The organism is Gemmata sp. SH-PL17, assembly GCF_001610855.1.
GTDB lineage: Bacteria > Planctomycetota > Planctomycetia > Gemmatales > Gemmataceae > Gemmata > Gemmata massiliana.
The window spans coordinates 163,288-188,756 of record NZ_CP011271.1 but is presented as its reverse complement, the minus strand read 5'-3'; the positions used below and the strand labels follow the sequence as shown (position 1 = coordinate 188,756).

Annotated in this window: 24 protein-coding genes, 1 tRNA gene, 1 other RNA gene and 1 pseudogene; 14 read left to right on the top strand and 13 right to left on the bottom strand. The window is 63.6% G+C overall.

Annotated elements, in window-relative coordinates:
* Positions 1-18 precede the first annotated feature (18 nt).
* The 3 genes from VT84_RS00780 to VT84_RS00770 all read left to right on the top strand — a co-directional run bounded on the left by VT84_RS00780 (position 19) and on the right by VT84_RS00770 (position 3,928).
* On the top strand, positions 19-1,626 hold the full coding sequence (locus VT84_RS00780; protein ID WP_082838144.1) for a TolC family protein: 1,608 nt from the start codon (positions 19-21) through the stop codon (positions 1,624-1,626).
* 227 nt (positions 1,627-1,853) lie between these two features.
* Positions 1,854-3,179 (top strand): DUF1501 domain-containing protein, encoded by a 1,326-nt coding sequence (locus VT84_RS00775; RefSeq protein WP_082838143.1) that lies wholly within the window; start codon positions 1,854-1,856, stop codon positions 3,177-3,179.
* Between the two features lie 26 nt (positions 3,180-3,205).
* Complete coding sequence (locus VT84_RS00770) at positions 3,206-3,928, top strand: hypothetical protein (protein ID WP_082838142.1); 723 nt, start codon at positions 3,206-3,208, stop codon at positions 3,926-3,928.
* 13 nt (positions 3,929-3,941) lie between these two features.
* Here the strand turns inward: VT84_RS00770 and VT84_RS00765 are convergent, their stop codons facing one another.
* From VT84_RS00765 to panB, 5 genes are all read right to left on the bottom strand, one after another.
* The gene (locus tag VT84_RS00765) at positions 3,942-4,805 is read right to left on the bottom strand and encodes a WD40 repeat domain-containing protein (protein WP_082838141.1); all 864 of its coding nucleotides are present in this window, start codon (positions 4,803-4,805) and stop codon (positions 3,942-3,944) included.
* A gap of 54 nt (positions 4,806-4,859) precedes the next feature.
* Entirely contained in the window at positions 4,860-5,429 is a 570-nt protein-coding gene (locus VT84_RS39405; protein WP_162271546.1) for a WD40 repeat domain-containing protein, read from the bottom strand.
* A gap of 388 nt (positions 5,430-5,817) precedes the next feature.
* Positions 5,818-6,768, bottom strand: coding sequence for a WD40 repeat domain-containing protein (locus VT84_RS40395; protein ID WP_239465631.1), 951 nt, complete (start codon positions 6,766-6,768; stop codon positions 5,818-5,820).
* Positions 6,769-7,196: 428 nt separating this feature from the next.
* Positions 7,197-7,946: a WD40 repeat domain-containing protein gene (locus VT84_RS39900; protein WP_204249702.1), complete on the bottom strand. Its 750-nt coding sequence runs from the start codon at positions 7,944-7,946 to the stop codon at positions 7,197-7,199.
* A 174-nt stretch (positions 7,947-8,120) separates the two neighbouring features.
* Positions 8,121-8,927, bottom strand: a complete 807-nt coding sequence (gene panB / locus VT84_RS00745) for a 3-methyl-2-oxobutanoate hydroxymethyltransferase (protein WP_082838137.1) — start codon at positions 8,925-8,927, stop codon at positions 8,121-8,123.
* A gap of 187 nt (positions 8,928-9,114) precedes the next feature.
* Here panB and VT84_RS00740 point away from each other — a divergent pair, with 187 nt between their 5' ends.
* The 5 genes from VT84_RS00740 to pyrF all read left to right on the top strand — a co-directional run bounded on the left by VT84_RS00740 (position 9,115) and on the right by pyrF (position 14,979).
* On the top strand, positions 9,115-9,597 hold the full coding sequence (locus VT84_RS00740) for a thiol-disulfide oxidoreductase DCC family protein (RefSeq protein ID WP_052549084.1): 483 nt from the start codon (positions 9,115-9,117) through the stop codon (positions 9,595-9,597).
* A gap of 84 nt (positions 9,598-9,681) precedes the next feature.
* On the top strand, positions 9,682-10,686 hold the full coding sequence (locus VT84_RS00735; protein WP_052549087.1) for a 3'-5' exoribonuclease YhaM family protein: 1,005 nt from the start codon (positions 9,682-9,684) through the stop codon (positions 10,684-10,686).
* A gap of 191 nt (positions 10,687-10,877) precedes the next feature.
* Positions 10,878-13,202, top strand: coding sequence for a ribonuclease R family protein (locus VT84_RS00730; protein ID WP_082838136.1), 2,325 nt, complete (start codon positions 10,878-10,880; stop codon positions 13,200-13,202).
* 20 nt (positions 13,203-13,222) lie between these two features.
* Positions 13,223-14,020 carry an alpha/beta fold hydrolase gene (locus VT84_RS00725; protein ID WP_052549098.1) on the top strand — a complete coding sequence of 266 codons (798 nt, stop codon included), beginning with the start codon at positions 13,223-13,225 and terminating at the stop codon, positions 14,018-14,020.
* 62 nt (positions 14,021-14,082) lie between these two features.
* Complete coding sequence (gene pyrF, locus VT84_RS00720; RefSeq protein ID WP_082838135.1) at positions 14,083-14,979, top strand: orotidine-5'-phosphate decarboxylase; 897 nt, start codon at positions 14,083-14,085, stop codon at positions 14,977-14,979.
* A 44-nt stretch (positions 14,980-15,023) separates the two neighbouring features.
* Here pyrF and VT84_RS00715 read toward each other — a convergent pair whose 3' ends face one another.
* Positions 15,024-15,695 carry a hypothetical protein gene (locus VT84_RS00715; RefSeq protein WP_157469036.1) on the bottom strand — a complete coding sequence of 224 codons (672 nt, stop codon included), beginning with the start codon at positions 15,693-15,695 and terminating at the stop codon, positions 15,024-15,026.
* A gap of 130 nt (positions 15,696-15,825) precedes the next feature.
* Positions 15,826-16,182: a hypothetical protein gene (locus tag VT84_RS00710; protein WP_082838133.1), complete on the bottom strand. Its 357-nt coding sequence runs from the start codon at positions 16,180-16,182 to the stop codon at positions 15,826-15,828.
* Positions 16,183-16,402: 220 nt separating this feature from the next.
* Here VT84_RS00710 and VT84_RS00705 point away from each other — a divergent pair, with 220 nt between their 5' ends.
* Entirely contained in the window at positions 16,403-16,930 is a 528-nt protein-coding gene (locus VT84_RS00705) for a type 1 glutamine amidotransferase domain-containing protein (protein WP_082838132.1), read from the top strand.
* A 91-nt stretch (positions 16,931-17,021) separates the two neighbouring features.
* Here the strand turns inward: VT84_RS00705 and VT84_RS00700 are convergent, their stop codons facing one another.
* Together VT84_RS00700 and rnpB are read right to left on the bottom strand one after the other, a co-directional pair.
* A complete protein-coding gene (locus VT84_RS00700) occupies positions 17,022-17,321 on the bottom strand; it encodes an ATP-dependent Clp protease adaptor ClpS (RefSeq protein WP_052549116.1) in 300 nt (99 codons plus the stop codon).
* A gap of 208 nt (positions 17,322-17,529) precedes the next feature.
* Positions 17,530-18,160, bottom strand: an RNA gene (gene rnpB / locus VT84_RS00695) — RNase P RNA component class A.
* A gap of 321 nt (positions 18,161-18,481) precedes the next feature.
* On the opposite strand from rnpB, the gene gnd reads away from it, so the two are divergent.
* The 3 genes from gnd to VT84_RS00680 all read left to right on the top strand — a co-directional run bounded on the left by gnd (position 18,482) and on the right by VT84_RS00680 (position 21,092).
* Positions 18,482-19,954 (top strand): decarboxylating NADP(+)-dependent phosphogluconate dehydrogenase, encoded by a 1,473-nt coding sequence (gene gnd / locus VT84_RS00690; RefSeq protein ID WP_082838131.1) that lies wholly within the window; start codon positions 18,482-18,484, stop codon positions 19,952-19,954.
* A gap of 3 nt (positions 19,955-19,957) precedes the next feature.
* Positions 19,958-20,593, top strand: coding sequence for a DUF7002 family protein (locus VT84_RS00685; protein ID WP_052549120.1), 636 nt, complete (start codon positions 19,958-19,960; stop codon positions 20,591-20,593).
* A gap of 142 nt (positions 20,594-20,735) precedes the next feature.
* On the top strand, positions 20,736-21,092 hold the full coding sequence (locus tag VT84_RS00680) for a YidH family protein (RefSeq protein ID WP_052549123.1): 357 nt from the start codon (positions 20,736-20,738) through the stop codon (positions 21,090-21,092).
* A 33-nt stretch (positions 21,093-21,125) separates the two neighbouring features.
* On the opposite strand, the gene VT84_RS00675 is transcribed toward VT84_RS00680, so the two are convergent.
* On the bottom strand, positions 21,126-21,773 hold the full coding sequence (locus VT84_RS00675; protein ID WP_082838130.1) for an OmpH family outer membrane protein: 648 nt from the start codon (positions 21,771-21,773) through the stop codon (positions 21,126-21,128).
* A 204-nt stretch (positions 21,774-21,977) separates the two neighbouring features.
* Between VT84_RS00675 and VT84_RS00670 the strand changes: the two genes are divergently transcribed.
* Positions 21,978-22,535 (top strand): hypothetical protein, encoded by a 558-nt coding sequence (locus VT84_RS00670; protein ID WP_052549130.1) that lies wholly within the window; start codon positions 21,978-21,980, stop codon positions 22,533-22,535.
* Between the two features lie 102 nt (positions 22,536-22,637).
* A tRNA-Ala gene (locus VT84_RS00665) sits at positions 22,638-22,710 on the top strand.
* 318 nt (positions 22,711-23,028) lie between these two features.
* On the opposite strand, the gene VT84_RS42070 is transcribed toward VT84_RS00665, so the two are convergent.
* From VT84_RS42070 to VT84_RS00655, 3 genes and pseudogenes are all read right to left on the bottom strand, one after another.
* Complete coding sequence (locus VT84_RS42070) at positions 23,029-23,433, bottom strand: transposase (protein ID WP_239465630.1); 405 nt, start codon at positions 23,431-23,433, stop codon at positions 23,029-23,031.
* A 52-nt stretch (positions 23,434-23,485) separates the two neighbouring features.
* Positions 23,486-23,824: pseudogene (locus VT84_RS42065) on the bottom strand (transposase); the annotation flags it as partial.
* 89 nt (positions 23,825-23,913) lie between these two features.
* Positions 23,914-25,251: a transposase gene (locus tag VT84_RS00655; protein WP_082838128.1), complete on the bottom strand. Its 1,338-nt coding sequence runs from the start codon at positions 25,249-25,251 to the stop codon at positions 23,914-23,916.
* Positions 25,252-25,469 lie beyond the last annotated feature (218 nt).

Genomic DNA, 25,469 nt, shown 5'->3' with positions numbered 1-25,469 from the left:
TCCTCAAGGATGAGGCGGATGAACCTCTCAGTGCGATTTCTGAGCGCAAAGCGCAAGAAGCGCGTGGTGGCGCGAGTGATCGCGTGCGGTACGCTGCTGGTTTTGCCGTCCTGTCGGATCCCCGAACTCCGTCAAGCGGACCCGGGGCCGATTCTGCCGGCGAGCTTCACTGGGGCGATCAGCGAGGCGCCCAGCGGGACGATTAGCGGGGCGATCGGTGAGGCGGCCGGCGGGACGGTCAGCGGACTGGTCGGTCCGTCGACCAGCTCGGAAAGTTCGGGCCAGCTCGGGGTCGAAGAGTTTTACAAGGACCGAGTGCTCACGCAATTGATCGACCAGGCGATGGTCAACAATCGTGAGCTGAAGGTTCTGAACGAAGAGGTCCAGGTCGCCCGGAGCGAGGTTCTGGCGCGACAAGGGGCGTACCTCCCCTTCGTCACCGCCGGGGGCGGCACGGGCCTGGATCTGTCCAGCCGCTTCACACGCGACGGGGCCGTCGACAGCCAGCTCGACATTCGCCCCAACCAGCCCATTCACAACCCGCTGCCCGATTTCCGGATGGGTCTCAACCTGTTCTGGCGGCTGGACATCTGGCGGGCACTGCGCAACGCGCGGGACGCGGCGGCCCAGCGATACATCGCCGCCAGCGAGAAGCGGAACGACTTCGTAACCCGTCTCGTCGCCGAAATCGCCGAGAACTACTACGGGCTGGTGGCGCTCGACAAGCGCCTCGAAACGCTGAACAAAACTATCGAACTCCAGCAGCAGAGCCTCGAAATCGCCATCGCCAAGAAGGACGCGGGGCGCGGCACCGAACTGGCTGTTCAGCGCTTCCAGGCTGAAGTGCGGAAGAACCAGAGCGAAAAGCTGATTACGCTACAGGACATCATCGAGACCGAGAACCGGATCAACTTCCGCCTTAACCGCGTGCCGATGCCGGTCGAGCGCACGTCCGCGGACTTCTACGATCTCAACATCAACACCCTGAGTGTAGGCGTACCCTCGCAACTGCTCCAGAACCGCCCCGACATCCGCCAAGCCGAGCGCGAACTACAGGCTGCGGGACTCGATGTGAAGGTCGCACGCGCCCACTTCTTCCCGGACCTGACTATCAGTGCCGGTGTCGGCTACCAAGCGTTCAATCCCAAGTACCTGTTCAACACCCCGGAAGCCCTGGCCGCTAACGTCGCCGGCGACCTGGTCACGCCGCTAATCAACAAGAAGGCGATCCGGGCCGAGTACCTCAGCGCGAACGCCAAGCAGTTGGAGAGCGTCTACAACTACCAGCGCATCGTCCTCAACGCCTTCACCGAGGTCGTCAACCGCGTGTCGATGGTGGAGAATTACCGCAAGAGTATCGAGATCAAGAAGCAGCAGTTGGCCGCACTCGAGGCCTCGGTCGACTCCGCCAGCAAACTGTTCCAGAACGCCCGTGCGGAGTACGTCGAAGTGCTGTTGGCGCAGCGCGACTTCATGGACGCGCGAATGGTCCTGATCGAAACGAAGAGGCAACAACTGGGCGCCGTCGTAAACGCCTACCAAGCCCTCGGTGGTGGTAACTCGTTGGCGGTTCCGCCCGGACCGCCGCTGCCGCCCCACCGGTGGAGGAAGCAACCCCAACCCTAGCGACTGGGGTCGGGTGAACTTCAACTCGACGGTACAAACCGTCTTCAAGACCGCCGGATTACCGGCGGTCTTCGCGTTGACAGGCCAGCACGGTGTGAACCCGCGCTACCGCTCCCGCGACGCTGCTTCTAATTCTGTCGCGCGTTGCACGGCGCCCCGCTCCACGCTACACTCTTCACTACCCTCCCAGCGCCCGCCCGCCTCTACTCCGTAACGGAGTTCCGTCGATGCTCACCGTTCTCGGCACCCCGGCCCGCTACTGCGACGGCCTCTCGCGCCGGTCGTTCCTCAAGGTCGGGGCACTCGGCGTCGGCGGTCTCACGCTCCCGAACCTCATGCGCGCGGAAGCCGCGGTCGGGAAGAAGAGTCACAAGTCGGTCATCATGGTGTACTTGACCGGTGGGATGGCGCACCAGGACACGTTCGACCTGAAGCCGAACGGCCCGGCCGAACTCCGGGGCGAGTTCAAGCCGATCCTCACGAACGTGGCCGGCATCCAGTTCGGCGAGCACCTGCCCAAGCTCGCGAAGTGCGCAGACAAACTGGCCGTCATCCGCTCGCTGGTCGGGCAGCGCGACGAGCACAGTTCGTGGCAGAGCTACACCGGCACCGTGATGGACGTCGCCAAGCGCGACAACAAGCCGCACTTCGGGAGCGTCGTGGCGCGAATGCAGGGCCAGACCGACCCGACCGTGCCGAGCTTCGTCGACCTCGCACCCACGATGCAGCACAAGCCCTATAACACGCCCGGCCCCGCGAACCTCGGGCGCTCGGCCGCGCCCGCGAAGGTCGATGGCGACGAACTCGCGGTGATGAAGAACCTCGCCGTGACGCCCGGCGAACTCCAGGACCGCAAGGCGCTGCTCGAACGAATGGATGCATTCCGCAAGTCCGCGGGGCAGAGCAACAGCGTGAGCGCCGATACGTTCCACGACCGCGCGTTTGATGTGCTGACGTCGAGTAAATTGGTAGAAGCGCTCGACGTGACAAAAGAACCCGAGCGCACGCGCCAACGGTACGGGAAGGGTTCCCCCAAGCACCTCGGGGACGGCGCGCCGCAGTGGAACGATCAGCTCCTGATGGCCCGCCGGCTCGTCGAAGCGGGGTGCCGCGTCGTGACGGTCGCCTACGGGTTCTGGGACACGCACGGCAACAACTTCAAGTACCTGAAGGACCAGCTCCCACTGTTCGACACCGGGATCTCGGCGCTGGTGGAAGACATTTACGCACGCGGGCTGGAGAACGACGTCACGGTGTGCGTGTGGGGCGAGTTCGGTCGCACCCCGAAAATCAACAAAGACGCGGGCCGCGATCACTGGGCCAGAGTGAACTTTGCGCTGCTTTCCGGGGGCGGCATGAAGACCGGTCAGGTGATCGGCAGCACCGACAGCGCCGCGGGCGAAGCGAAGGACGATCCGGTCCCGTATCCGAGTGTGCTCGCCTCGGTGTACAAGAACCTGGGCCTCGACCCGCACGCGATGGTTTACGACGTATCGAACCGGCCCAACCCGATCCTGCCCGGCGGCGTGCTCCCGATCGACAAACTGTACTGAGCCGTCTTCCCACCGAGACCCTACTCATGATTCGCGCTGCGGCCGTCGTCGCGTTCGTTGTTACTGCCGTCGGTGTCAGCGCGGCGCCGGTGCCGCCGCCGACCGAAAAGGAGTTGCTCGCGAAGTATTGGGGGAAGACCGAGGGTCAGGGCGAGTTTGAACTCGCGGGCAAGCAACTCACGATGCGCACGGTCGGCCAGCCGGCTCGCGGAATGCTTTACGGGAAAAATGCGAACATGCCTCGCGCCACGAAGCCCGTAACTGGTGACTTTGAAGTGACAGTAAAGCTCGGGGACGCGACCCCGCCGAACCCGAAGAACCGGCACGAGGAGTCTTGGCCGGGGTCGCGGGCCGGGTTGGTCGTTTCCGGCGACGGGTACAGTATCGAGTTCCACCTGTACCAGTATTACACGAAGCGCAACGGTGAGGTACAGGACAAGCTGAACCGGGTCGTGTGGGTCGACACGTGGTTCCCGGGAGGCGGGGCGGGTGGCTCGCGGGAGCAGGTTCCGGTGGGCAAATCCACCTACCTCCGGATCACGCGCAAGGACAAAACCGTCTCCGTGTCACACAGCTTCGACGGTAAGGAGTGGTCCGCGCCGCACGTTCCGCGCCAGGATCTGGCCTTCCCGGACGAAGTGTCGGTGGGCGCGTTCTACGCCCACTCTACGTACCAGATCGCAACGGCCACGTTCGACGAATTGACCGTCACGAAACCGAAAGCAGAGCCCAAAGACGCGGCGAAGTAACCCGCGAGTTTTCTCACGGGTCCAAGTCCCACACGACCACGCGCCCGCTATCGCCCGCGACCGCGGCGCGGGCACCGTCGGGCGCAACGGCCACCGCGCGCAGCGGACCGACGTTCCACGCGAACGACCGCTCGCACGCCCACGTCGCGGTGTCCCACACGTGCGCCGTGCCCTCCTTACCCACGGTGACCATTCGGCGCCCGTCCGGGGTGAACGCCGCGTCCGTGTAACCCTTCGTTTCAAGTTGTAGCTGCGTCATTTCGCGGGCAGAAGTAGCGTCACACACGAACAGCGTGCGCCCGGCCGAGTACACGAGCGTGCGCCCGTCCGGGGCGAAGGCCAGCGCGAACGTGCCACTGGAAAACGCCCGCTGAGCGTCCGTCGCGAGCACCTCGAAGCTGTGAGCCGCGAGTAGGTGGAACCGCTTGGAGCCGAGTACCGCCAGCCGTTTACCGTCCGGCGACACCGCACTACGAGTAATCGCGCCGGATTCGAGTTCGACCTCGGCGTGCGCGGAACCCGTTTCCAGATCGTACCGCCGAACGAGATCCTGGTACCCGCCGTCCGCCACGAACGCGGTGCGCCCGTCCGGGGCCAGCGCGAACGACTGGCACCACGCCCCGCAGCGCCGCAACTCGGCCCCCGTATTCGCCGTGCGCACCGAAACGCCGCTCTGCCGGCACAGCACCGATCCACCCGGCCCGAACGCGAGCGAGAGCCCGAACCCGCACTTGGCGCCCACGGTCCAGAGCCTGTGCCCGGTATCCGACCGGATCACTCGGCACCCGAGGTGGTACCCGCTCAGGGCCAGCGCCCGCCCGTCCGGGGCGAACGCCAGCGCATCGATCTTCCGCGAGTACGCCTCCCAGATCAGCATCCGCGCACCGTGAGATTCAGAATCAATCCGCTCATGATATGCGCGAAAGACCGATCAGACGTCTACGTCCCACACGACAACTTTGCCGTCCTCCGTTCCGGCCGCGGCGAGGGTGCCGTCCGGAGCGAATGCAACGGACACGAGCTTCCCCGCCTTCCAGTCGAAGGTGCGGAGCGGTTCGCGTTTCTCCGCGTCCCAGAACGTGACCGTGCCGTTCGTGCGCGCACACGCCACGATCCCGCGCGGGTGGACCGCGATGCACGTGACATACGGCCGCCCGGGGTGAACCAGCTCGCCCGCGGCGGCGCCGGTGGTCGCGTCGAACATTTGCACCGTGCGGCTACCAGTGGGAACAAGTAGCTTCATACCGTCAGCAGTAAACACGAACCCAGCTTTAGGGTCCGCAGGGTCGAGTGGAATGACGCCGGAGAATTTCCCTTGTGCGTCATAAAACTGGATGTGCTGGCTCGGGCGACCGCCCGGCCCGCCGTAGACCGTATCTGCGACCAGCGCCGCTCGCGTCCCATCACGGTTCAGCGCTGGAGCATAGTGCTCGCGCCAGTCCGACTGGCCTGACCAGACGAGCGAAAAATGCGCTCCCGCCCCGATAGCAAAACATTCCACGTTGTTGTTGTTTTGGTTTACAACCACAAGCCGAGTTCCGCCCGCAGAGAGAACGAAATCGGGCGAACTGCCAGCGAATCTTGATACCGCGGTTTTGCCCCCGCTGTGTAGATCGATTACCGTTATTCCTGCCGTTGCACCAACAAATAGGAACCGCCCATCTGATGTAAACGCGATACACTCGGTTTCACGATCCGGAATGTGGTGAATGCACTGGCGCGTCCCGGTTCCAGCGTCCCACACCTCCACATCGCCAGGGGCGTCGAACACGAACGTGGAGGCCGCAACCAACCCACCCGGACCAACCGCTAATAGGTCTAGCGGGCGCGGCTTCTCGCTCTGAATAATTCGCATTGCACGCTCGCCGTTCGCTCGTTCGTTTCGTGCGTCAGATGTCCACGTCCCACACGACCACTTTACCCGTGTCGCTCCCCGCGGCGGCGAGCGTGCCGTCGGGCGAGAAGGTGACGGAGCGCACCCGACCGATGTCCCACGTGTACGTGTGCTCGACCTTCCAGGTGGTGGCGTCGTACAACTTCACGGTCGTGTCGTTACTGGTCGCCGCGAGGTACTTGCCCGACGGGTGGAACGCGGCCCCTGTAAAGTGGCGCCGGGTGTCGCTCCGCACCTCGCGCGGGGCGCTCAAGGTTTCGGTCGACCAGATGTTAATGATGTGCGCACGGCACGTCACGAAGTGGTGCCCGTCCGGGGCGAACGTGAGCGCGGGGATCGTTCCAGATGGGAGCTTCGCGAACCGGAGCACCTCGCCGTTTTTTACGGACCGCAGACTCACGCGGAGCGGTTGGATCGTCCACGTAATGCGGTCGCGGACGCCGGTCAGCGTCACGAACGTTTTCCCGTCCGGGCTGGTCCGAATCAGGGCCGTGTCGAGCGCCTCGCGGGACCGGGACGAGATCCGCTCGAGCGGCGCCCCCCACACCGGGTTCAGCGGCTTTTTCGCGCGCCAGCGGTAGCGCCGCATCTGGTAGCCTTCGGCCGTTCGCGCGTGGGCAATGCACGACCCACCGTCCGGGGTCATCGCCAGCGGGTTCAGCCACTCGTGATAGGTCGGGGTGGGGTGAAGCTGGATCGTTTCCGCGTTCGTGTCGATCACCGCGAGTGAGTGGTTGGCGCAGGTGAAACACAATGGTTCGGTGGGGTGGAAGGCGCTCGGCGAATCGAGGAACTGGATCTGCCTGGTGTAGCGCCCCCACTTGCGGCCGGAGTGGACCTCCCACATCTCCAGTCCGCGGTCCCCGCCCCCGGCGGCGAGGAGCTTCCCGTTCGGAGAGAACGCGAGTTCGGTTACGTCTCCGGGTGCTCCAGTTAAAACGAGCATGGGCGGTCCTCGGTCGCAGATCCGCATTCTCAGCGACAGCGTCGCGCGTCGCGCAATCAGCGCGGCTCGCCCCCGTCAGGGAGAGGGACTGAATTGTGTGAAACTCACCCGTTTCTTCCGCAACGGGCGGGTGTGCCGGCAAAAATTTAGTTGCGTACCCGTGTGGTGCGAACCGTGCGCCGAACAAATCAGTGCGAGTATTAGCGACCACTTCAAGTGAACGGATCGTACCCCGCGCGCACGGGTCGTACTGTGACATGCGGTCCCGCAACAACAAACAGGACGTGAGTTCCGCACGAGTTTTTACTTCGCAACGGCCTTTTGAGGTGCCAGATTAATTTCGGAGAACGGATACCGCGTGCCCGTTAATCGCGCCGTCACATAATTGCATAGAATCGCTTTCTATTCACGGACGGCACCGCGTGCGCTCAAAGGTCCACGTCCCAAACGACGACTTTACCCGCGTCACCCCCCGCGGCCGCAAGTGTACCATCGGGTGAGAACGCGATGCTCCTCATGCGCCCGATGTTCCAGGTGAACGTGCGCGACAATTCCCAGGTGGTGGTGCCGTACACTTTCACGGTCGCGTCGTTGCTCGTGGCGGCGAGGTACTTGCCCGACGGGTGGAACGCGACACCAGTAAAGTGCCTTCGGCCGCTGTTTTTCAGAACCGCGACGGGTTTCGAGAGGTCTTCTACGGATAGAACAATGACCCGCGCGTTCAACAACCCCACCAGGAATTGACCATCGGGCGAAGCGACCGGCGAGAACCAATCGATTTCCGGGCCTTCGACTGCGGTCAGAACTTCACCCGTTGTGACCGAACGAACGACGTATCGGAACACGCTCCGGAGAAGGTTTTGATCCCACCAACTTTCAGTTAGCACGAAGCGCGCGTCTGCCACGCACGTCACACTTCCCCGCGTGTGCCGTTCAAGCTCCCACGACCACACAATGGGGTGCGCGGGACCGTCTAACGAACGACACCCGACCCACCCGGCGGGTGAACCGCGATTGTTTTGTGCAACGATAAGATGGTGTCCGCTGGCGGCCAAGTCGAAGCCGCAACTGAATCGCTCCCACAGTTCGATTTGCCGCGACGTGCCGTCGGCAAGCGCCGTGACGGTCACGGTACTGTGGGCCGTTAAAAGGTACCGACCGTCGGGAGTAATTCGCACTCGCTGCACACCCGAGGTGTGAGAACGTTCGACGAGAGCCGGTGCCCGGCAGGTCACGCCAAAGAAACGTCCCGTTGTAACTCGAAGTGAGTAATGACAGTCCGTCTGGTAAGAACGTTACCAAATCAATTCTTTCGCGCTCGCCCTTCTTTCGCAGCACGATCACGACTCACCTCACCGGAACGTGTGCTCCGTTGCCGGGAAGCTCCCGTCGCGCACTTCGCGGCAGTACGACTCTACAGCCGTCTTCACCGCGGTGCCGAGATCCGCGTAGCGCTTCGCGAACTTCGGCTTGAAGTCCGGGTACAGTCCGAGCATGTCGTGAAACACCAGCACCTGACCGTCGCAGTTCGGTCCCGCGCCGATGCCGATGGTCGGGATCGTTACTGCGGCTGTCAGTTTGGCCCCCAAATCGGCCGGGACGCTCTCCACCACCACCGCGAACCCGCCCGCTTCTTCCACCGCGGCGGTATCGGCCAGAAGTTGGTCCGCGTCGCGTTGCACTTTGAAGCCGCCCATCTGGTGAACGGATTGTGGCGTCATCCCGACGTGCCCCATCACCGGGATGCCCGCTTCGATGCACGCCCGGATCGCGGGGCGCATCCGCACGCCGCCCTCGAGTTTCACCGCGTGCGCGCCGGCTTCCTTCATGAGTCGCCCCGCGCTGCGAACGGCCTGACGCGGACTCACCTGATACGTCATGAACGGCAGGTCCACCACAACCAGCGCCCGCCGCGCCCCGCGCATGACACATTTGGTGTGATAAATCATCTCGTCGAGCGTGACCGGAAGCGATGTCGGGTGCCCCTGCACCACCATCCCGACCGAATCGCCGACGAGAATGCAATCGACCCCGGCTTCGTCACACAATCGCGAGGAAACGTAGTCGTAAGCCGTGACGACGGCGAGTTTTGTACCGCGTGCCTTCGCCGAACGGAATTCGGGGACGGTAATCTGCTTGGAGGGAGTTACTGCGCTCATGAGAAGCTCCAGAAGTACCCACCACCCAGTTCCCCGAAAAGGGAAGAGAGCCACTTCGGTCCGCGCCCGGGCTTGTGAAGGCGCGGGGCGGTAGGGTCTTCGCGTTCTTGCCACATTGTACTGTGTTGGATTTCCCCCGCATCGGCGGTATCTGGGGTAGAATGCTCTTGTTCACTGGGAGAACGTCATGAGCATCGCCGAAGCCCCGGTCACGCCGAAGCCTTCCACCGTTGATCCCGCGCCGGGCAAAGGCATTGTGCTTTACGACGGCATGTGTGCGTTGTGCCAGCGCGGGGTTCGCATGCTGAAGGGACTCGACTGGCTCAACCGATTGCACTTCCAGGATTGCCGCGACAAAGCGCACTGGCCGCCGTCCGCGGTACCGCTCGAAATGAAGCGGTTGCTCGAAGAAATGCACGTCGTGACGCCCGATCGTCAGCGCGCTCCGGCCGGGTACCGGGCGTTTCAGTGGATGGCGTGGCGCCTGCCGCTCACGATCCCGTTCGCGCCACTCATGTACATTCCCGGCGTAACCTGGCTCGGGAACAAGATTTACCTGTGGGTAGCCCGGAACCGTTACGACCTGGTGCCGTGTCACGACGGCGCGTGCCAGCTCGATTTGAAGAAAATGGCGGCCCAAAAGGGGGCGGAATCGGGAGACAGAAAGTAACAGGTGTGGGAAGATACGTTAGCCCGCGCCGTATGTTGACTCTTCTGGCTTTCTGTTTTCCGACTTCTGATAAGGCTCCTCCAAATGTCCCGCCGTTTTGTCGATCAGCTCCGCGACGGAGATAACCTCGAAGACGTCTATTTGGTCACGGACAAGCAACTCCGCGCGAACCGGAACGGCAATCCCTACCTCCTTTTGGAACTGCGGGACCGCACCGGGGGGATTCAGGGGCGTATGTGGAACGCGGGCGACCACATCGCCCGGGGGTTCGATCCGGGCGACTTCCTGTTCGCCACCGGCAAAGTGCAGATGTTCCAGGGCGCGCTCCAGGTGATCCTCACCTCGGTGGAGCGAGTGGAATCGCAAAAGGTCGAGTTCACTGACTTCCTGCCGCAAACCGAGCAGAGCATCCCGAAGCTCACGGAGCGGCTCCGAAATTACCTGCTGCGGCTCGGTAACCCGCACCTGCGGGCGCTCGCCGAGTGCTTCCTGATGGACGACGCTTTCATGCGTGCGTTCTCCACCTGTCCGGCCGGGGTGAAGTTGCACCACGCCTACGTAGGCGGGTTGCTCGAACACACGCTCTCCATGATGGACGCGGCCGACAAGGTGTTGCCGCTCTACCCCGTTGTGGACCGCGACCTCGTGCTGATGGGGATCTTCCTGCACGACGCCGGAAAGACTCGGGAGCTGACGTTCTCCCGCGCCTTCGGGTATTCCGATGAGGGACAGTTGGTCGGCCACATCCCCATCGCGGTGGCGATGCTGGCGGAAACCGCAACGCGGGTGCCGGACCTGACCGGAGAACCGTTCCCGCGGGAACTAATGCTCCGCATCCAGCACATGATTTTGAGCCACCACGGGGAACTGTCCTACGGCAGCCCAAAGGTGCCGATGACCCCGGAAGCGATGCTGTTGCACCTGATCGATCTCATGGACACGCGGATGCACATGGTGCTGCGCGACCTGAAGGACGACCGCAACAACCCGACCGCGTGGACGCCGTACAACCACAACCTCGGCCGCCGCATTTACAAGGGCGGCGCCCACGGCGACCTCTACGGCGAGGGCGGCGGGGGTTACGACTAAACACTGGCAAACGACCGGCGCGAGCCGACCGGTTGTACTTCTGAAGCGGTGAGATTTGACTTCGCGACACGGGTTAGAAGCCGTGTTACGATAAAAAAGACTTCCACCGTTTCGGTACACCGGCGAGCCCTTGTACTCTGCCGCAGTCGTTCGCCTTACCAGCCGGCTCACGCCGGCCGTTCGCCAAATCTATGTCTGATCTGCTCTCAAAAGTTCTGCACGCTGTCACCGCAAAGAGCTACGTCCCGCTCAAGGCCAAGCCGCTGTTCAAGCGGCTGAACCTGCCCGACGACGAGTACCCAGCGTTCCGTAAAACGGTGCGTGAACTCGTTCGCACGGGGCGACTCGCGCTCGCCCGAAACAACACGCTCCGCGCCGCGGACATCCACGGCACGGTCACCGGCGTGTACCGGCGCGCGACGTCCGGGCACGGGTTCGTCCGGCCGCACGCGGTCGACGGCATCTTTAAACCCGAAATTTTCATCCGCGAGGACAAGGGCCTCGACGCCGCGACCGGCGACGAGGTCATGGTTCGCGTCACGCGCGAGGCCACGCGCCTCAAGGACGCCGCGGGCGAAATCGTGCGCGTACTGGAGCGCGCGACCCGCACGTTCGTCGGCACCTACTTCGAGCGCGACCGGCAGGCGCTTGTCCGCGTAGACGGCAACGCCTTCACGCACAGCATCGCGGTCGGCGACGCGGGCGCGAAGGGCGCCAAACCGCAAGACAAAGTCGTCATCGAGATGCTGCGATTCCCCACGCCAGACAGTCGCGGCGAGGGCGTCGTCACGGAAGTGCTCGGCGCGCACGGTCAACCCGGGGTGGACACACTCTCGGTGATCCGTGCGTTCGGGTTACCGGAAGCGTTCCCCGAATCCGCACTGAACGAAGCGCGGCAGGTCGCGAGCCAGTTCTCCGAAACCGACCTCCACGGGCGCGACGACTTCACGAACGAACTCGTCATCACCATCGACCCGCCCGACGCGAAGGACTACGACGATGCGGTCAGCGTCACCATCGACCCGAAGACGAAGCACTGGGTACTGACCGTCCACATCGCGGACGTGGCCGCGTTCGTGAAACCGGGCGGCGCGCTCGACACGGAAGCCCGCAAGCGCGCGACGAGCGTCTATTTGCCGCAGAAGGTCATTCCGATGTTCCCGGAAGTGATCTCGAACGGCCTCGCGTCGTTGCAAGAGGGCAAAGTTCGCTACGTGAAGACCGTGCGGATGGAGTTCACGCCGGGCTTGCAGAAGGGCCACGTCACCTTCGCTAACGGCGCGATCCGCAACCGCAAGCGCTTCACCTACGACGAGGTGCAAGAACAGTTAGACGCGATGGAGGGGAAGAAGCAACCTAACCCCCTAACCCCCTTCCCTAAGAAGGAAGGGGGAACAGAGCCAAACGCAGCAGACACGAAACGATCTGCGACGGTTTTAAGCCCCTCTCCGCTTAGGGGAGGGGTTGGGGAGGGGTTGCAACCTGAGTTACTCCCCGAACTCCTGGCGATGCTCCGGCGCATGCGAGACCTCGCACTGTTGCTTCGCAAGAAGCGGTTCCGGCGCGGGGCGCTGGAACTGACGATGCCCGAGGCCGTACTCGAATACGATGCCGACGGGCGCGTCAGCGGGGCACACTTCGCCGAAAACAATCTCAGCCACCAGATCGTCGAAGAGTTCATGCTCGCGGCGAACGAGGCGGTGGCAGAACACTTCACGCGGTACGAAGTGCCGTTCCTGCGCCGCGTTCACCCCGCACCCAACGAAGAAAAACTCGAAGCCTTCGGCCAGTTCGCGGACCTGCTCGGCTACCCCATCAAGCGAGTGCAGGACCGGTTCGAGCTTCAGCGCGTGCTCACTGAAACAGCCGACAAACTGGAACGGGCTGCGGTGCACTTCGCGCTGCTCCGGAGCTTGAAGCAGGCTACGTACTCGCCCATCCAGGACGAGCACTACGCGCTCGCGAGTCAGCACTACTGCCACTTCACTTCGCCGATTCGCCGGTACCCGGACCTGCAGGTTCACCGATTGCTGGACAAGTGGATCAAAACCGGCTCCGCGAGCGCGAATACCGAGGAGCTGGTCGCACTCGGGGAGCACTGCTCGAAACTGGAGCGCCGGGCCGAAACCGCCGAACGCGAACTGGTGAAACTGCGGCTCCTGACATACCTGAGTTCGCGCATTGGCGAAGCGCTCGACGCGGTGATTACCGGCGTCGCAGATTACGGGTTCTTCGCTCAGGCCGAACGTTTCCCCGCTGAAGGATTGGTTCACATTTCGTCGCTAGTGGACGACTACTACTGGTTCGATGAGAGTTCGCACACGCTCGAAGGCCGGCGCACGAAACGCCGGTTCCGCCTGGGGGACCGCGTGCGGCTGGTCGTCGCGCGCGTCGATTTGCAGCGGCGAATGCTCGATCTGCGTCTGGCCGACACCCACCCAAAAGCAGAAGATGACCGGGGCGACGCCCTCCCCAACTACGGCCGCGTTCCGAAATCCGGGAGGCGCCGGAAGTAGTCGCCCGCGGAGCGAGTGCAATGCCTGTTTGTACGTTACCCGGTGGCCAGACGATCGGTTACGACGACGCGGGGAGCGGTCCGCCGCTCGTGCTGGTGCATGCGTTCCCGTTCGATCGGACCATGTGGGCGCCGCAACTCGCGGCCCTCGCCGCCAGCGCCCGCGTGCTCACGCTCGATGTCCCCGGCTTCGGCGAATCACCTGCTGCGCCCGAACTCACAATAGACGGTGTTGCGAAGACCGTGAGCGATTTCCTCGCGGCCCTCAACATTCCGAAGGCGATCGTCGGCGGACTGTCGATGGGCGGCTACGTCGCGCTCGCGTTCGCCCGCAACTTCGCGGACAAACTCAACGGGCTGATTCTCGCCGACACGCGCGCCGGTGTGGACGACACGAACGCGCGGGCGAACCGCACGAAGTCCATTGCGCTTGTGAACGAAAAGGGGAGCGCCGCGCTGTTCGAGTCAATGGTACCGAAGGTACTGAGCGATTCGACGCGCGAGGTGAAGCCCGAAGTGGTCGAGCGCGCGAAATCAATCGCCGCACGTCAACCGGCTTCGAGTGTGGCCGCGGCTCTCGCAGCGCTCCGTGACCGCCCGGACGCGAACCCCGGTCTGAAGGCCATCACCGTGCCGACGCTCATCCTCGTCGGTGAGTTCGACGCCGTGACGCCGCCGCTCTCGTCCGCGAACCTCGCCGCACAAATCCGCGGGAGCAAGCTCGTTCACATTCCGGGCGCGGGGCACCTCTCGAACATCGAGAACCCGGACTCCTTCAACAATGCCGTGCGTGTGTTTCTGGGTGAACGGCCGGTGTGAGCCGGTCGGTACACAGCCCTTTCCACCAGCCGGTTCACACCGGCCGTTCGCCGGGTGCTCTCATGCCTGCGTTTTCCGACCGCCTCGCCGAAGCCGTTTGTCAAAAAGGGCCGCTCTGTGTCGGTATCGACCCGCGCTGGGAATCGCTCCCGAAGGCGATTCGCGAGGGCGTGCGCGACGAAGAGGCTAACGAGCGCGCGGCCATTGCCTTCTTCGAGTTCGGGCGCAAGGTACTGGAACTGGTCCGCCCTTACGCGGGCGTTGTGAAGCCGCAGGCGGCGTTCTTTGAACTCCTCGGCCCGAACGGAATGGAGATGCTCCAACAGCTTCTCCAAGAGGCCAAACAACAAGGCTTCGTCACCATCCTCGACGCGAAACGCGGCGACATCGCGTCCACCGCGACCGCTTACGCCGACGCCGCGTTCGGTGGGTGTGCCATCGACGGCGAAACGTTCCCCGTGTGGAACGCGGACTCGCTGACGATCAACCCCTACCTCGGGCGCGACGCGGTGGAGCCGTTCCTCACTGCGGCCAAAGCGAACAAGCGCGGTACGTTCGTGCTCGTGCGAACGAGCAACCCCGGTGCGGGACTGTTTCAGGATTTGGTGTGCGACGGGAAACCGGTATACCGGCACGTGGCCGAAGAAGTAGCGAAGTGGAACGCGGCTACCATCGACTCGTGTGGCCTGGGTGATGTGGGCGCGGTTGTGGGAGCCACGCACCCGAGAGAACTGGTCGAACTGCGCGGGGTGATGCCGGACGTGTGGTTCCTGGTGCCCGGTTACGGGGCGCAGGGCGGAAACGCGGCCGATGTGAAAGCGGCTTACCGCGCGGACGAGTTGGGAGCGATCGTGAACAGCTCGCGCGGGATCACGTTCCCGTTCCACCCCGATGATGCAGATTGGGAAGCGAAGATCGTCGCCGCGGCGCAGAAAGCCCAGTCCGAATTGAAGCCGTAAACGACGTGAGCCGGGTTGTTGCCCGGCTCACGTCGTTTTTGTGCTCAGTTCTTTTTCTTCTTGTCGTCCGGTTTGGCGCCAGCGTTTGTGGCATCTTTCGGCGGAGTCGGAGCTTTGCCGAGGATGACCGCGTACTTGATTCGGAGGTCGTCTTCGGTGGCTTTTGTGGCCGAAATCGACCTGTCACGGATCAAATGCAATTCGACGATCGTACCCGCAACCAGGTCCGATTTGCTCGCGGCGTAGCCCGTAGCGCCTGCCGGCGCCCGCAGTTCGTCGATTTCCTTCTGCGTGTGGAGAACCTTCTTTCCCTTATCGTCCAACTTCGGCGGCAGCGACTTGCTGCGCACGAGCGACGGTGGGAGGTACTCCAGTTCGTAGTCGTGGTGCTGTTCTTTGAGCTGAACCTGATTTTGTCGACCCGTGTTGCGTTGGAGCGGGTTAGAAAAGTTCCGATTGTTTTGTGAGAGCCGCGGGCGACCGTTCTTGTTGCCGTTCTTTTGTTGCGGTTCGAGCCACGTGACCCGCAGGGTCACACTCTTATCGTCGGCCTTCACCACTTCGCCAATCACATCGGATACGAAGACGTAACCGGACCAGTCCGACGGGCTGGCAGAGTCTTTGGCTAGTTTTGGGTCTTCGGCCGAAAGTGAGAGTGCGCCCGCACCCAAACTGAGTGCGAACGCTAACCCCGCCCGAAATGCCACTCGCCTCATGTGCGTCTCCTGTGTGCGACAAAGCGGGATCGTCACACATTTATGAAACGCTGGTGGGAACAAAAGGGTTCCCGGAAAACGAAAACGGCCCGCGCCGGAGCGCGGGCCGTTTTCGTTTCTGCCGAGAGCATTAGCGCCGGTTAACCGGTTGCATGATCGGCATGACTGGGGTGTTGTAGCTCTGATACTTCGTCGACTGGTACGTGTTCGGCGACGGCAGCGAACTCGGCCCGGCCTGGAACTTTGGCTCGGTCTTTTTGACGCTGAAGATGTTGTTCAGCGTCTTGATCCAGCCGTTGTTGTCCAGGGAGCTTGCGGTCGACTGGCCGACCAGGTTGATCGTGCCCGCGGCGAGGTTCGCCGCAGTTTTGCTCGGTTGGACCACGAGTTTCTTCGTGTCAACCGGGCGGAACTCGATGTCCCCGGCGGTCGCGGGGGCGCCCATTACGAGCGCCGCCGTTACCAAGCCGCAAATAACCCATTTCATCGCGAGTCCCCCATTTCGCGCGGCAGTCGGCTCCCCCGCCGCTGGTTCCCCAAGTGACCGACGGAGGCATAACGTCGGCTCTCGTGCTGTCAACGGAATTCCGCCCCGGCGCAAGTGTTTTCCTGGTTCGCGCTCGGTGGGTCAGTCGATCTTTCGCGAACGCGGAGTGCGAACTAAGATTCAGGAACCACCCCGCTTACCCAACTCACAAGCCCGAACCATGAAAACGCTCATTCTGGTGGCCGACGGTTTTGAAGACCTGACCCTGTTTCTGCCGTGGTACCGGCTCCGCGAGGCCGGGGTGGACGTGCGGCTCGCGTGCCCGCTGATGCACGCGATCACCGGGGCACACGGCTACGCGGTGGAACCGGACTTCGCGATCCACGAAGTGAACCCAGCCGAGTACGATCTGCTGCTCATCCCCCACGGCTCGGCCGTCGAGCGGTTGCGGCAGCGCGAAGAGGCCGTGGACGTAACCCGCACGTTCATCGAGGACGGTAAGCTGGTGGCCGCGATCGGTCACGGCGCGCAACTACTCATTAGCGCCGGCACCCTCGACGGTCGCCGCGTGACGTGCTCGCCCGGCATTCGCGACGATGTGCGTGCCGCGGGGGCGCTCTACCGCGACGAGGCTGTTGTGACCGACGGGAACTTGCTCACGTGCCGCGGTGCGGACGACTTGCCCGCGTTCGCGCAAGTGATGATGAAACTGCTCGCTGCTCCGCAACGGATCAAGGTCGAAGGGTGAGAGCAGCCCAAGGCGCCCAAAAGTGAAACAAGAGCCGGGACCGACAGTGAGTGAGGTCAGTTCCGGCTCTCTGCGTTCTGTGTGGGAACTTCTAGGCCGGTTCGATACTCGTCGGGAGCCCGCGTGCTGCGAACTGCTCGACGAACAGTTCCGCGCGCTCCAAGTGTGTGACGAGTACCAGGGAGCGCCCGCGGTGGTGCGCTTCCCACATCCGGTATTCGGCCTCGGCCGAACCGAACCGCGTAATGTCCATCACGGCGCGCGTGACGAACATCAGATCTTTACTAGCGGTTCGGTGCAGGACAACTTTGAACCGGCGGGGTGGCAAATAGCCGCCGAGAGCGAAAAAGCTCAGGCGGTCGTTCCGCCGGGATGGGGGGCGGATGGACATGGCGGCCTCGTGTTGCACCGGCTGGCCTTGCGGCACCGGGCGACGCGGCCTGGGGGAAGAGGCACCCAGGCAGCCTGTGGTCCCGAACTACCTCCACCGTACCGCGCCGGTCCCGTCGGGGTCAAATCGGGAAGGGGGTTGATGTGAAGGTGGAGAGAAACTACGGGGCGAACGTACCGATTATTCCTTCTGAGTAATCCCGGACGGGTCTGTCGGCCGGCCTGTAAGCCGGGTTTTGTCCCCGCCCTTTCGGACGGTGACGGTCATTTATCTAGCCCCGTCGTTGCCGACGGGATCGAGCGGTCTACCCGGGGATCGTAACGGGTCGGGCCGACCCTGTCCCCTGCTTGACCTTGCTTCCGGTGGGGTTTGCCGAGCCGACGAGTCACCTCGCCGCTGGTGCGCTCTTACATTAAGGGCTCGCGCCCCGCACCTTTTCACCCTTACCGGCGAGTGAAGGAAAAGGAAAAAGGGGAAAGGTAAAAGGAAAAAGGGGAAAGGCAAAATGACCGACACAGTTCGCGCTCATTTTGTTTTTCCTTTTCTCTTTTTCCTTTCTCCTTTTATCTTTCCCCTTTTCCCGCACTCGCCGGCGGTACACTTTCTGTTGCACTTTCCCGCCCGTTGGCGGCGCGAGCCGGGAAGCTCGCGTCCGTTACCGGGGGTGGACGTTATCCACCACCGCGCCCTATGAAGCCCGGACTTTCCTCCCGAACAAGATCCCGAGGTTGGGATTCGGCCCGAAGACACCACACGCGGAATCTACCCCGAGTGCCTGCGTTCCGACGAACCGAGTCCCGACCCCGGAACCTTGTCCCGGCGACCGTCCGGCCGACCGACAGACCCAATTGCATCGTAGCTCGCGGCGGCCCAGAAAAGAAGGGGCGCGGAGTGTCCGGTATTGGGGATCATTGTTCTGGCACTCGCCCAATTCTCATGATACCTTCGCCATTCTCGCACCCCTAACACGAAACGGGATCTCGTTCCGGGCCGTTGATCCGTACCGGAACCGCGCGGACTCCATAGATCAAAGCGAGAGTCAACAGCGACCGGCCGTTCGGCCCAATAACACGGGCCCCGGTCCCAACGCGGCGCCGCACCGCGAATTCGTACAATGTCCGCTCCCGTAACCACTTAATCACCACGCAAAGGGCACCACAATGGCCGCACCGACCGCCGACATCGGACTCGTTGGACTCGCCGTGATGGGCGAAAACCTCGTCCTCAACATGGAGTCGCGCGGGTACACCGTTGCGGTGTACAACCGCAGCACCGACAAGGTGGAGAAGTTCGTCAACGGGCGCGGGAAGGGCAAGAAGTTCGTCGGGGCCATGTCGCCCCAGGAGTTCGTCGCCAGCATCAAGCGCCCGCGCAAGGTGGTGATGCTCGTGAAGGCCGGGAAAGCCGTGGACGACACGATCGCGACGATCGCCCCGTTCCTCGAGGCCGGCGACATCCTCATCGACGGCGGGAACACGCACTTCCCGGACACCACCCGGCGCGCGAAGGAACTCGAGCCGAAGGGCATCCTCTACGTCGGCTCCGGTGTCAGCGGGGGCGAAGAAGGGGCACTGAAGGGGCCGAGCATCATGCCGGGCGGCAACGCCGCCGCGTGGCCCGAGATCAAGCCGATCTTCCAGGCCATCGCCGCGAAGGTGAAGGACGCGAACGGGGCCGAGGCGCCGTGCTGCGACTGGGTCGGGCCGGAAGGGGCCGGGCACTTCGTGAAGATGGTCCACAACGGCATCGAGTACGGCGACATGCAGCTCATCTGCGAGTCGTACAACCTGCTCAAGGACATGTGCGGGCTGGCCCCGGCCGAGCTGAGTGGCGTGTTCGGCAAGTGGAACAAGGGCGTGCTCGACAGCTACCTCATCGAGATCACGAGCGAGATCCTCGCGTACACCGACCCGGAAACGAAGAAGCCGCTGGTCGACTTCATCCTGGACACGGCCGGGCAGAAGGGCACCGGCAAGTGGACCATCGACGCGGCCACCGATAACGGCGTGGCCCTCACGCTGATCGCGGAGGCCGTGTTCAGCCGGTGCATCTCGGCGCAGAAGGACGAGCGCGTGGCCGCGAGCAAGGTGCTGGCCGGTCCGGAAGTGCAAAAGGTGAGCGACCGCAACCAGTTCGTCGCGGACGTGGAGATGGCGCTGTACGCCTCGAAGATCGTGAGCTACGCCCAGGGGTACGCGCTGATGGCGGCCCAGGCGAAGGCGAACGGGTGGGAGCTGAACAACGGGGGCATCGCCCTCATGTGGCGCGGGGGCTGCATCATCCGCAGCGCGTTCCTCGGGAAGATCAAGGAGGCGTTCGACAAGAACCCGAAGCTCGTGAACCTGCTCGTGGACCCGTTCTTCGCGGGCGAACTGGGCAAGGCCCAGAGCGGTTGGCGGCGCGTGGTCGGCGCGGCCGCGGCGAGCGGCATCCCGGTGCCGGCGATCTCCAGCGCGCTGGCGTACTACGACGGGTACCGCACCGCCCGGCTCCCGGCCAACCTGCTCCAGGCCCAACGCGACTACTTCGGCGCGCACACCTACGAGCGGCTCGACAAGCCCCGCGGCCAGTTCTTCCACACCAACTGGACCGGGCGCGGCGGCGACACCGCTAGCACCACCTACAACGTGTGACCGATGCCGTTCACCCTGGCGCGGTTCGCCGCCCTGCGGCCCGCGCTGTTCCACATCACCCGCCCGGCGAACCTGGAGTCGATCCGGGCGCGCCGGCGGTTGATCTGTGCCGCGGAGCTGTTCACCGAAGCGGGTGAGCCGCACCGGGTTCGTGAGCCACGCGGCGCGAGCGCCGTTCCAATCCGAATCGCGGACCGCACGGTTCTCGTGAACGACCAGCGCCCGCTCCGCGCGGAGTGGATCGACTTTGAAGACGGCTGGGATCTCCCGCGATTGGTGGCGCATCTCAACAGCCGGGTGTTCTTCTGGCCCGGCGCGGAACACGGCCCCAACAAGTACGGTCAGAACCACACCGCCTCTTACGAGCGGCACGGGGCCGTTATTCTTCGTGTGAACACGCAGCAGCTACTCGCCGCGAATCCGGGTGCGGAGCCGGAGTTCTGTCGGTACAACTCGGGTGCACCCAGCCCGCGCCGGCGCCCGAACCCGCGCGGCCCGCACACGTTCCTATCCACCAGCGCGTTCGATCTGCCCGTGTCGCGTGTCGCAGAAGTGACGTTCCCGGGTCACGTCGCCCTGCCAGACGACACACTGGTCCGCATCGGCGGCAATTCGCGCTGGGCGCCACTATTCGGGTGACCTCCGCAGTGCCCGTGACGTGGCTAATGCGACCTCACATGTGGCTTCCTCCGACTTTGCTTCCGGCTCCGATCGGAAATGAGCCGCGTGGCATCACACGTGCTCACATGCGATTCGGCCGCACCACAAGGGAACTCACGAAATGTCGGACAACGACCCGCGCGTGTTCTTTGCAGCCGAACGGACGCTACTGGCGTGGGTGCGGACCGCGTTGGGGCTGATCGGATTGGGATTCGTGGTGGCGCGGTTCGGGCTGTTCGTGAAACTGATCCGGCCGGAGGTGCACCACCCGACCCACGGATGGTCGGCGGTTGTTGGTGTGGTTCTGGCCGCGTTAGGTGGAGGAATCACCGCGGCCGCGTCGTGGCAGCACCGACGCTTTTGCCGCACACTCGCTGCAAACGAACTTCCTCCGCGGTACCGCACGGATCTGGCACTTTGGCTCGGTTTCGCCGTGGCGCTCGCGGGGGCGGCACTGGCCGTGGTGCTCGCAGAATGAAGCCGATCGCAACAAACTCCGAACGCCGGTCCGTTACTCGACGTTGCCGACGCCGAACTTTTCGTTGAGGCGCCGAAGGATCTCGTCGGAGTAATCGACCGACGAATCGAGGTAGAACGGTTGCAGCGCGGGCGGCTTGAGCCGCAATTCTTTGATGAGCGGGTTGTTCATTTCTTCCCGCGTGACCGCGTCGGGGTAGGCGTGTACCGCGACGAGTCCGTTTTCGTGCGCCACGTCCGTAACGACCGCGCGCAATTCGTCGTGTAGCTCCGTGCAAATCGTGGCAGTTCGTGCCGCCAAATTCTTGTTGATCTCGCGCTCCGTGTCCTCGATCTGCCGGGAGAGGTCCAGCGCTTTCTGGGCGAGTTGTTGCTTCTCGGCGGCGTCCTTCGATTTCTGGATGTCGTTCCGAAACTGTAGGTGCGCGGACCGCATCTCGTTCAGTTCTTCGGACAGCTTCGCGCGCTGCCTGTTGAGCTGTTCGGCGCGGATCTGTGCCTTCTTGTACTCGCGCAGCACCTTGGCAATGTTGAAGTAACCGTTCTTCTGGCCGATCACGACAATGGACATCGTGTGTTCGGGCTTCGCGCTCGTTGGCCCGGTGGGAACGGTGGCACCCGTTACGAACGCGGCGCCCGCGACGACCGTCGCACACCCGGCCAATACGCTCCAGCGCACCATACAGCCCCTCCGTGAATCGGCACGCTCCCGGGGGAGGGAGGGTAATCGCGCCCGCACGATCGTGACAAGGCCAAGTGCGAATTAATCCAATTAATTAGAGATTGATATTCAATAATTGGGAATTCAAATCCGCGCGCCAGGCTCATCCTTTTGCCGCGCTGCCGCGTCGTTATTGAAGACGCTTCTCCCAATCGAGGTAGTCTTATGCGTGCGGCACTCGCTCTGGCGGCCCTTCTTTCGGGAAGCACGGTCGCGGCCGACGGGGACCGGCAGTTGAAGGTCCATACACAGCGCGGGCTCCCGCCGATCGAAACGGTGACCGTTTACCAAACAAAGGGCACGAAGCGCGAGCGGGTCGCCGAGTCAGCGAAGTTCGATACCGCGCTCACGTTACCGAGCGACGGCCCATTTGAGGTGTGGGTGAAGCCGAAGAACGGAATCGCGGTGAAGGCACTCGACAAACTCGCTGTGAAATCCGGGCAAACGCACGACCTGAAACTCGGGGATGTGCTCGGCACGGTCGAGGTGTTCGGGGACAACTTCCCGCGTGCCGACAAGGTCGTGTTGACCGATCCACGCGATCCAGGACCGGGTGAAAAGGGGCACATGGCTCTGCAAGTCGCGACCGACTACCGCGTGGACATGTGCGTGCCGCCGGGCACCTACGCGGTGTGGGTAATGCCCGCCAACGGCGCCAAACCGCAACGGGTGGAAGACAACGTGCGTGTGCAGGCCGGGCGCAGCACCTGCGTCGGTGGCTGAGTGTGCGAAACTCCCCCTTGCCGCCCCGCGTTCGCGCTTTAATATGTGTAGGTCTGGCGCGAACCGCAAATGAACTCGTGGTGTCGCTTAAACAGAAGATTCGGGGCGATAGCTCAGCTGGTAGAGCGCTTCGTTCGCAACGAAGAGGTCGGGAGTTCGACTCTCCTTCGCTCCACTCCGTGAACCTCAGTGACACCAGATGTCACTGAGGTTTTTTCGTTGACATTTCCAGTGTTTTCGCACAGTTCCCGTTCCTCGTTCAAACGTGCCGTCATTCTGCCCATAGTGTCAGGGAACGCCAGAACTTGCCCCTCCAGGCCACTGGTTTCTGCACTTTCGTGGGCACTTTCCGAAGCCAGCTTTTCGGGTCGAACGCCCGCGATTTCCGTTTGTTCGACTGGTTTCGCTCCACTCGCAGCGAATTTCGGCAACCGTTCGAGAGCTTGTCGCACCTCTAATAACTTCGGGCCCGTGTAAGAGTGCGTTTTGAAACCTACCGTTTCGGGTGAAGGTGTCGGAGCATGCGGTGGGTCATGGCGGCTTGGATCATGGCCTCGCTGGTTTCGGTGTGGTACTCGTAATCGACCACGAGGCGCCGGTATCGCACGAACCAGGCGAACGTGCGTTCCACCACCCAGCGCCGCGTGTGGACCTTGAAACCGTCTTTCGCGTTGGCCGTGATGGTCACCTTCCACCGACACGTCTTGTGGACGAACTCCTGGAACCGCTTGGAGAACCCGCTGTCGGCGATCACCTCACGCACCCGCGGGAGCAGGCGCCGGACCGCCCCGAGCAGCCCGCACCCGCCGTCCCGGTCCTGCACGTCGGCGGTCACCACCGACAGGGCCCAGACCAATCCGAGCGAATCGACCCCGATGAACCGCTTGCGCCCGTTCACCTTTTTTCCCCCCGTCGTACCCCTTGGGGCCGCCGCGGTGGGTGATCTTGACGGTCTGGCTATCGACCCGCAGGGTTCCCGGGGTCGGCGGGGCGCCGGCCCCGATCCGCACGTCCTCGCGAAGCGTGGCGTGAACCCGGTCCCAAACTCCGGCCAGGCGCCAGTCCCGGAACAGGCCGTAGACCGTTTGCCAAGCCGGGAAGTCGTGGGGCAACATGCGCCACGCGCCCCCGGCCCGCAGGTGATAGAAGATCGCGTTGACCACCTCCCGCCGATCCACGACGACCGGATGGCCACCCTTGGGGGTACCGGATTTGGACCGCGGCAGCAGTGGGTCCAGGCGGTCCCATTGCTCGTCGGTCAGGTCGGTCGGGTACGGGTTCCTACTCATGGCCGCCATGAGTAACCGGCACCACATTCCAAATCCAGACCAGTTTCAAAACACACTCTAAGCTCGACTGGTGCCGATTCTGAGTGCGCTCAAGCGGCCGGGGCGAGCGCCGTGAGTAGCAATTCCCGCACGCGGTCGGGGAGTTTATTGAGAGTGGTGCCGTCTCCGGCCTGTGGCAAAAGGGCCTGGTCCCAAAGCCACCGGCGCACGGCGGCGAGCGCGTCCGAGAACGTGGTGACGGTTTTGCCCGGCCATTCCACGCTCCCGGTTCGTTTCGCCTCGGGCCGTGCGTGGAACAGGATCGCTGTCACGGTGTACAACCCGAACAGGCACGGGGCCGCACGCACAACCGTCTTCTCGCGCCACCCGCGGGTCGTCTCCAGGCCCAATTCCGCGCGCCTCTCCTGGAACGTGGTCTCGATGTTCCAGCGACCGCAGTAGTGACCGATCGCGGCCGCCGGCCCCAGGTCCAGGTCGGTGGTGAAGAAGTACTCGTCCCGGTGCGTGCCGGTGGTGTCCCGCACGAACACCCCGCGCACCGGCACCAGCCCGCGACCGGCCTTGTACCAGTGACCGGTGCCGCCGAGGGCTTGGACCGTCCGCGTCCCGCCCCCGTACCACCCGACCTCCAGCCGGGTGAGGGTCGTGGCTGCAGCGACCGCTTGGCGCGGCTTGGGGCACCGGTCGCCCTTGACTCGGGGCCGTCCCTTGCCGGTGTACGGCGAGGGCGGGTCGAACAGGTTCGCGTCCGGGTGTAGCTTGCTGACCAACGTGAGTCGGCCCCGGTGCCGATGACAGAACCGGGCCACGTCGTGGGTTCCGTACCCCGAATCCCCGGCGAACACGAAGGTCCGGTCCGGGAACCGGATCAGCAGGAGCCGCAACAGGCTGCACATGATTCGGGCCGGGGTACGGTGCGGTCGGTTCCGCTTCCGGTCGTCATCCGCGGACCGGTACAGGTCGATGAGTACCGGTAGGGCCCACGGGCGGGTGGCGAACGGGAATTTCACCAGCACGGCCAGCACCACCCACTTGTGCCCGTACCGGAACGCGGTGTACGAGTGGGTCGAGCGCACCGGGTCCCGGTGCCGGGCCTTGCCGTACACGTGCGCCCCCTTGTGCCCGTCAACCGTGTCGTCCCCGACCAACCGCACCGGACCGTCCGGAACGATGTGATCCAGCACGAACCGCATCAACGCGCACCCGAGCGCGAGCCCGGACCAGGGCGCGCGGGAGAGCACCCGGCGGTAGTCGGTGGGGTGCCCCGGGGCCAGGTGCCGGAGCGTGCGGAGCAGGTTCGCCACGGTGCGCCGACCGGTGCTCACAAGCGCACCGACCAACAGAACCGAGAACCGCTGGTACGTGGGGCTCGTGAAGTGCAGCGCGAGCACCTGCACCAGCGCGTGCGCCTCGGGTGGTAGAATCATGGCGGCCGTCCGTGGGCGAGGGCCACGGGAGCTTCAGCAACCCCATGATACCTCACCACGGACGGCCCTCAGAATCGGCACCAGTCGAGCTCAGTATCTTCAAACCCTTTGGCCGATACACTACGACCGAGTCGCGCCATCGAAAATTGCGCTACAACCCTATTTATGAAGGCACTCTTTGTTCGTGAGTTGACAGAAGCCGAGCGCGGAGCGCTCCG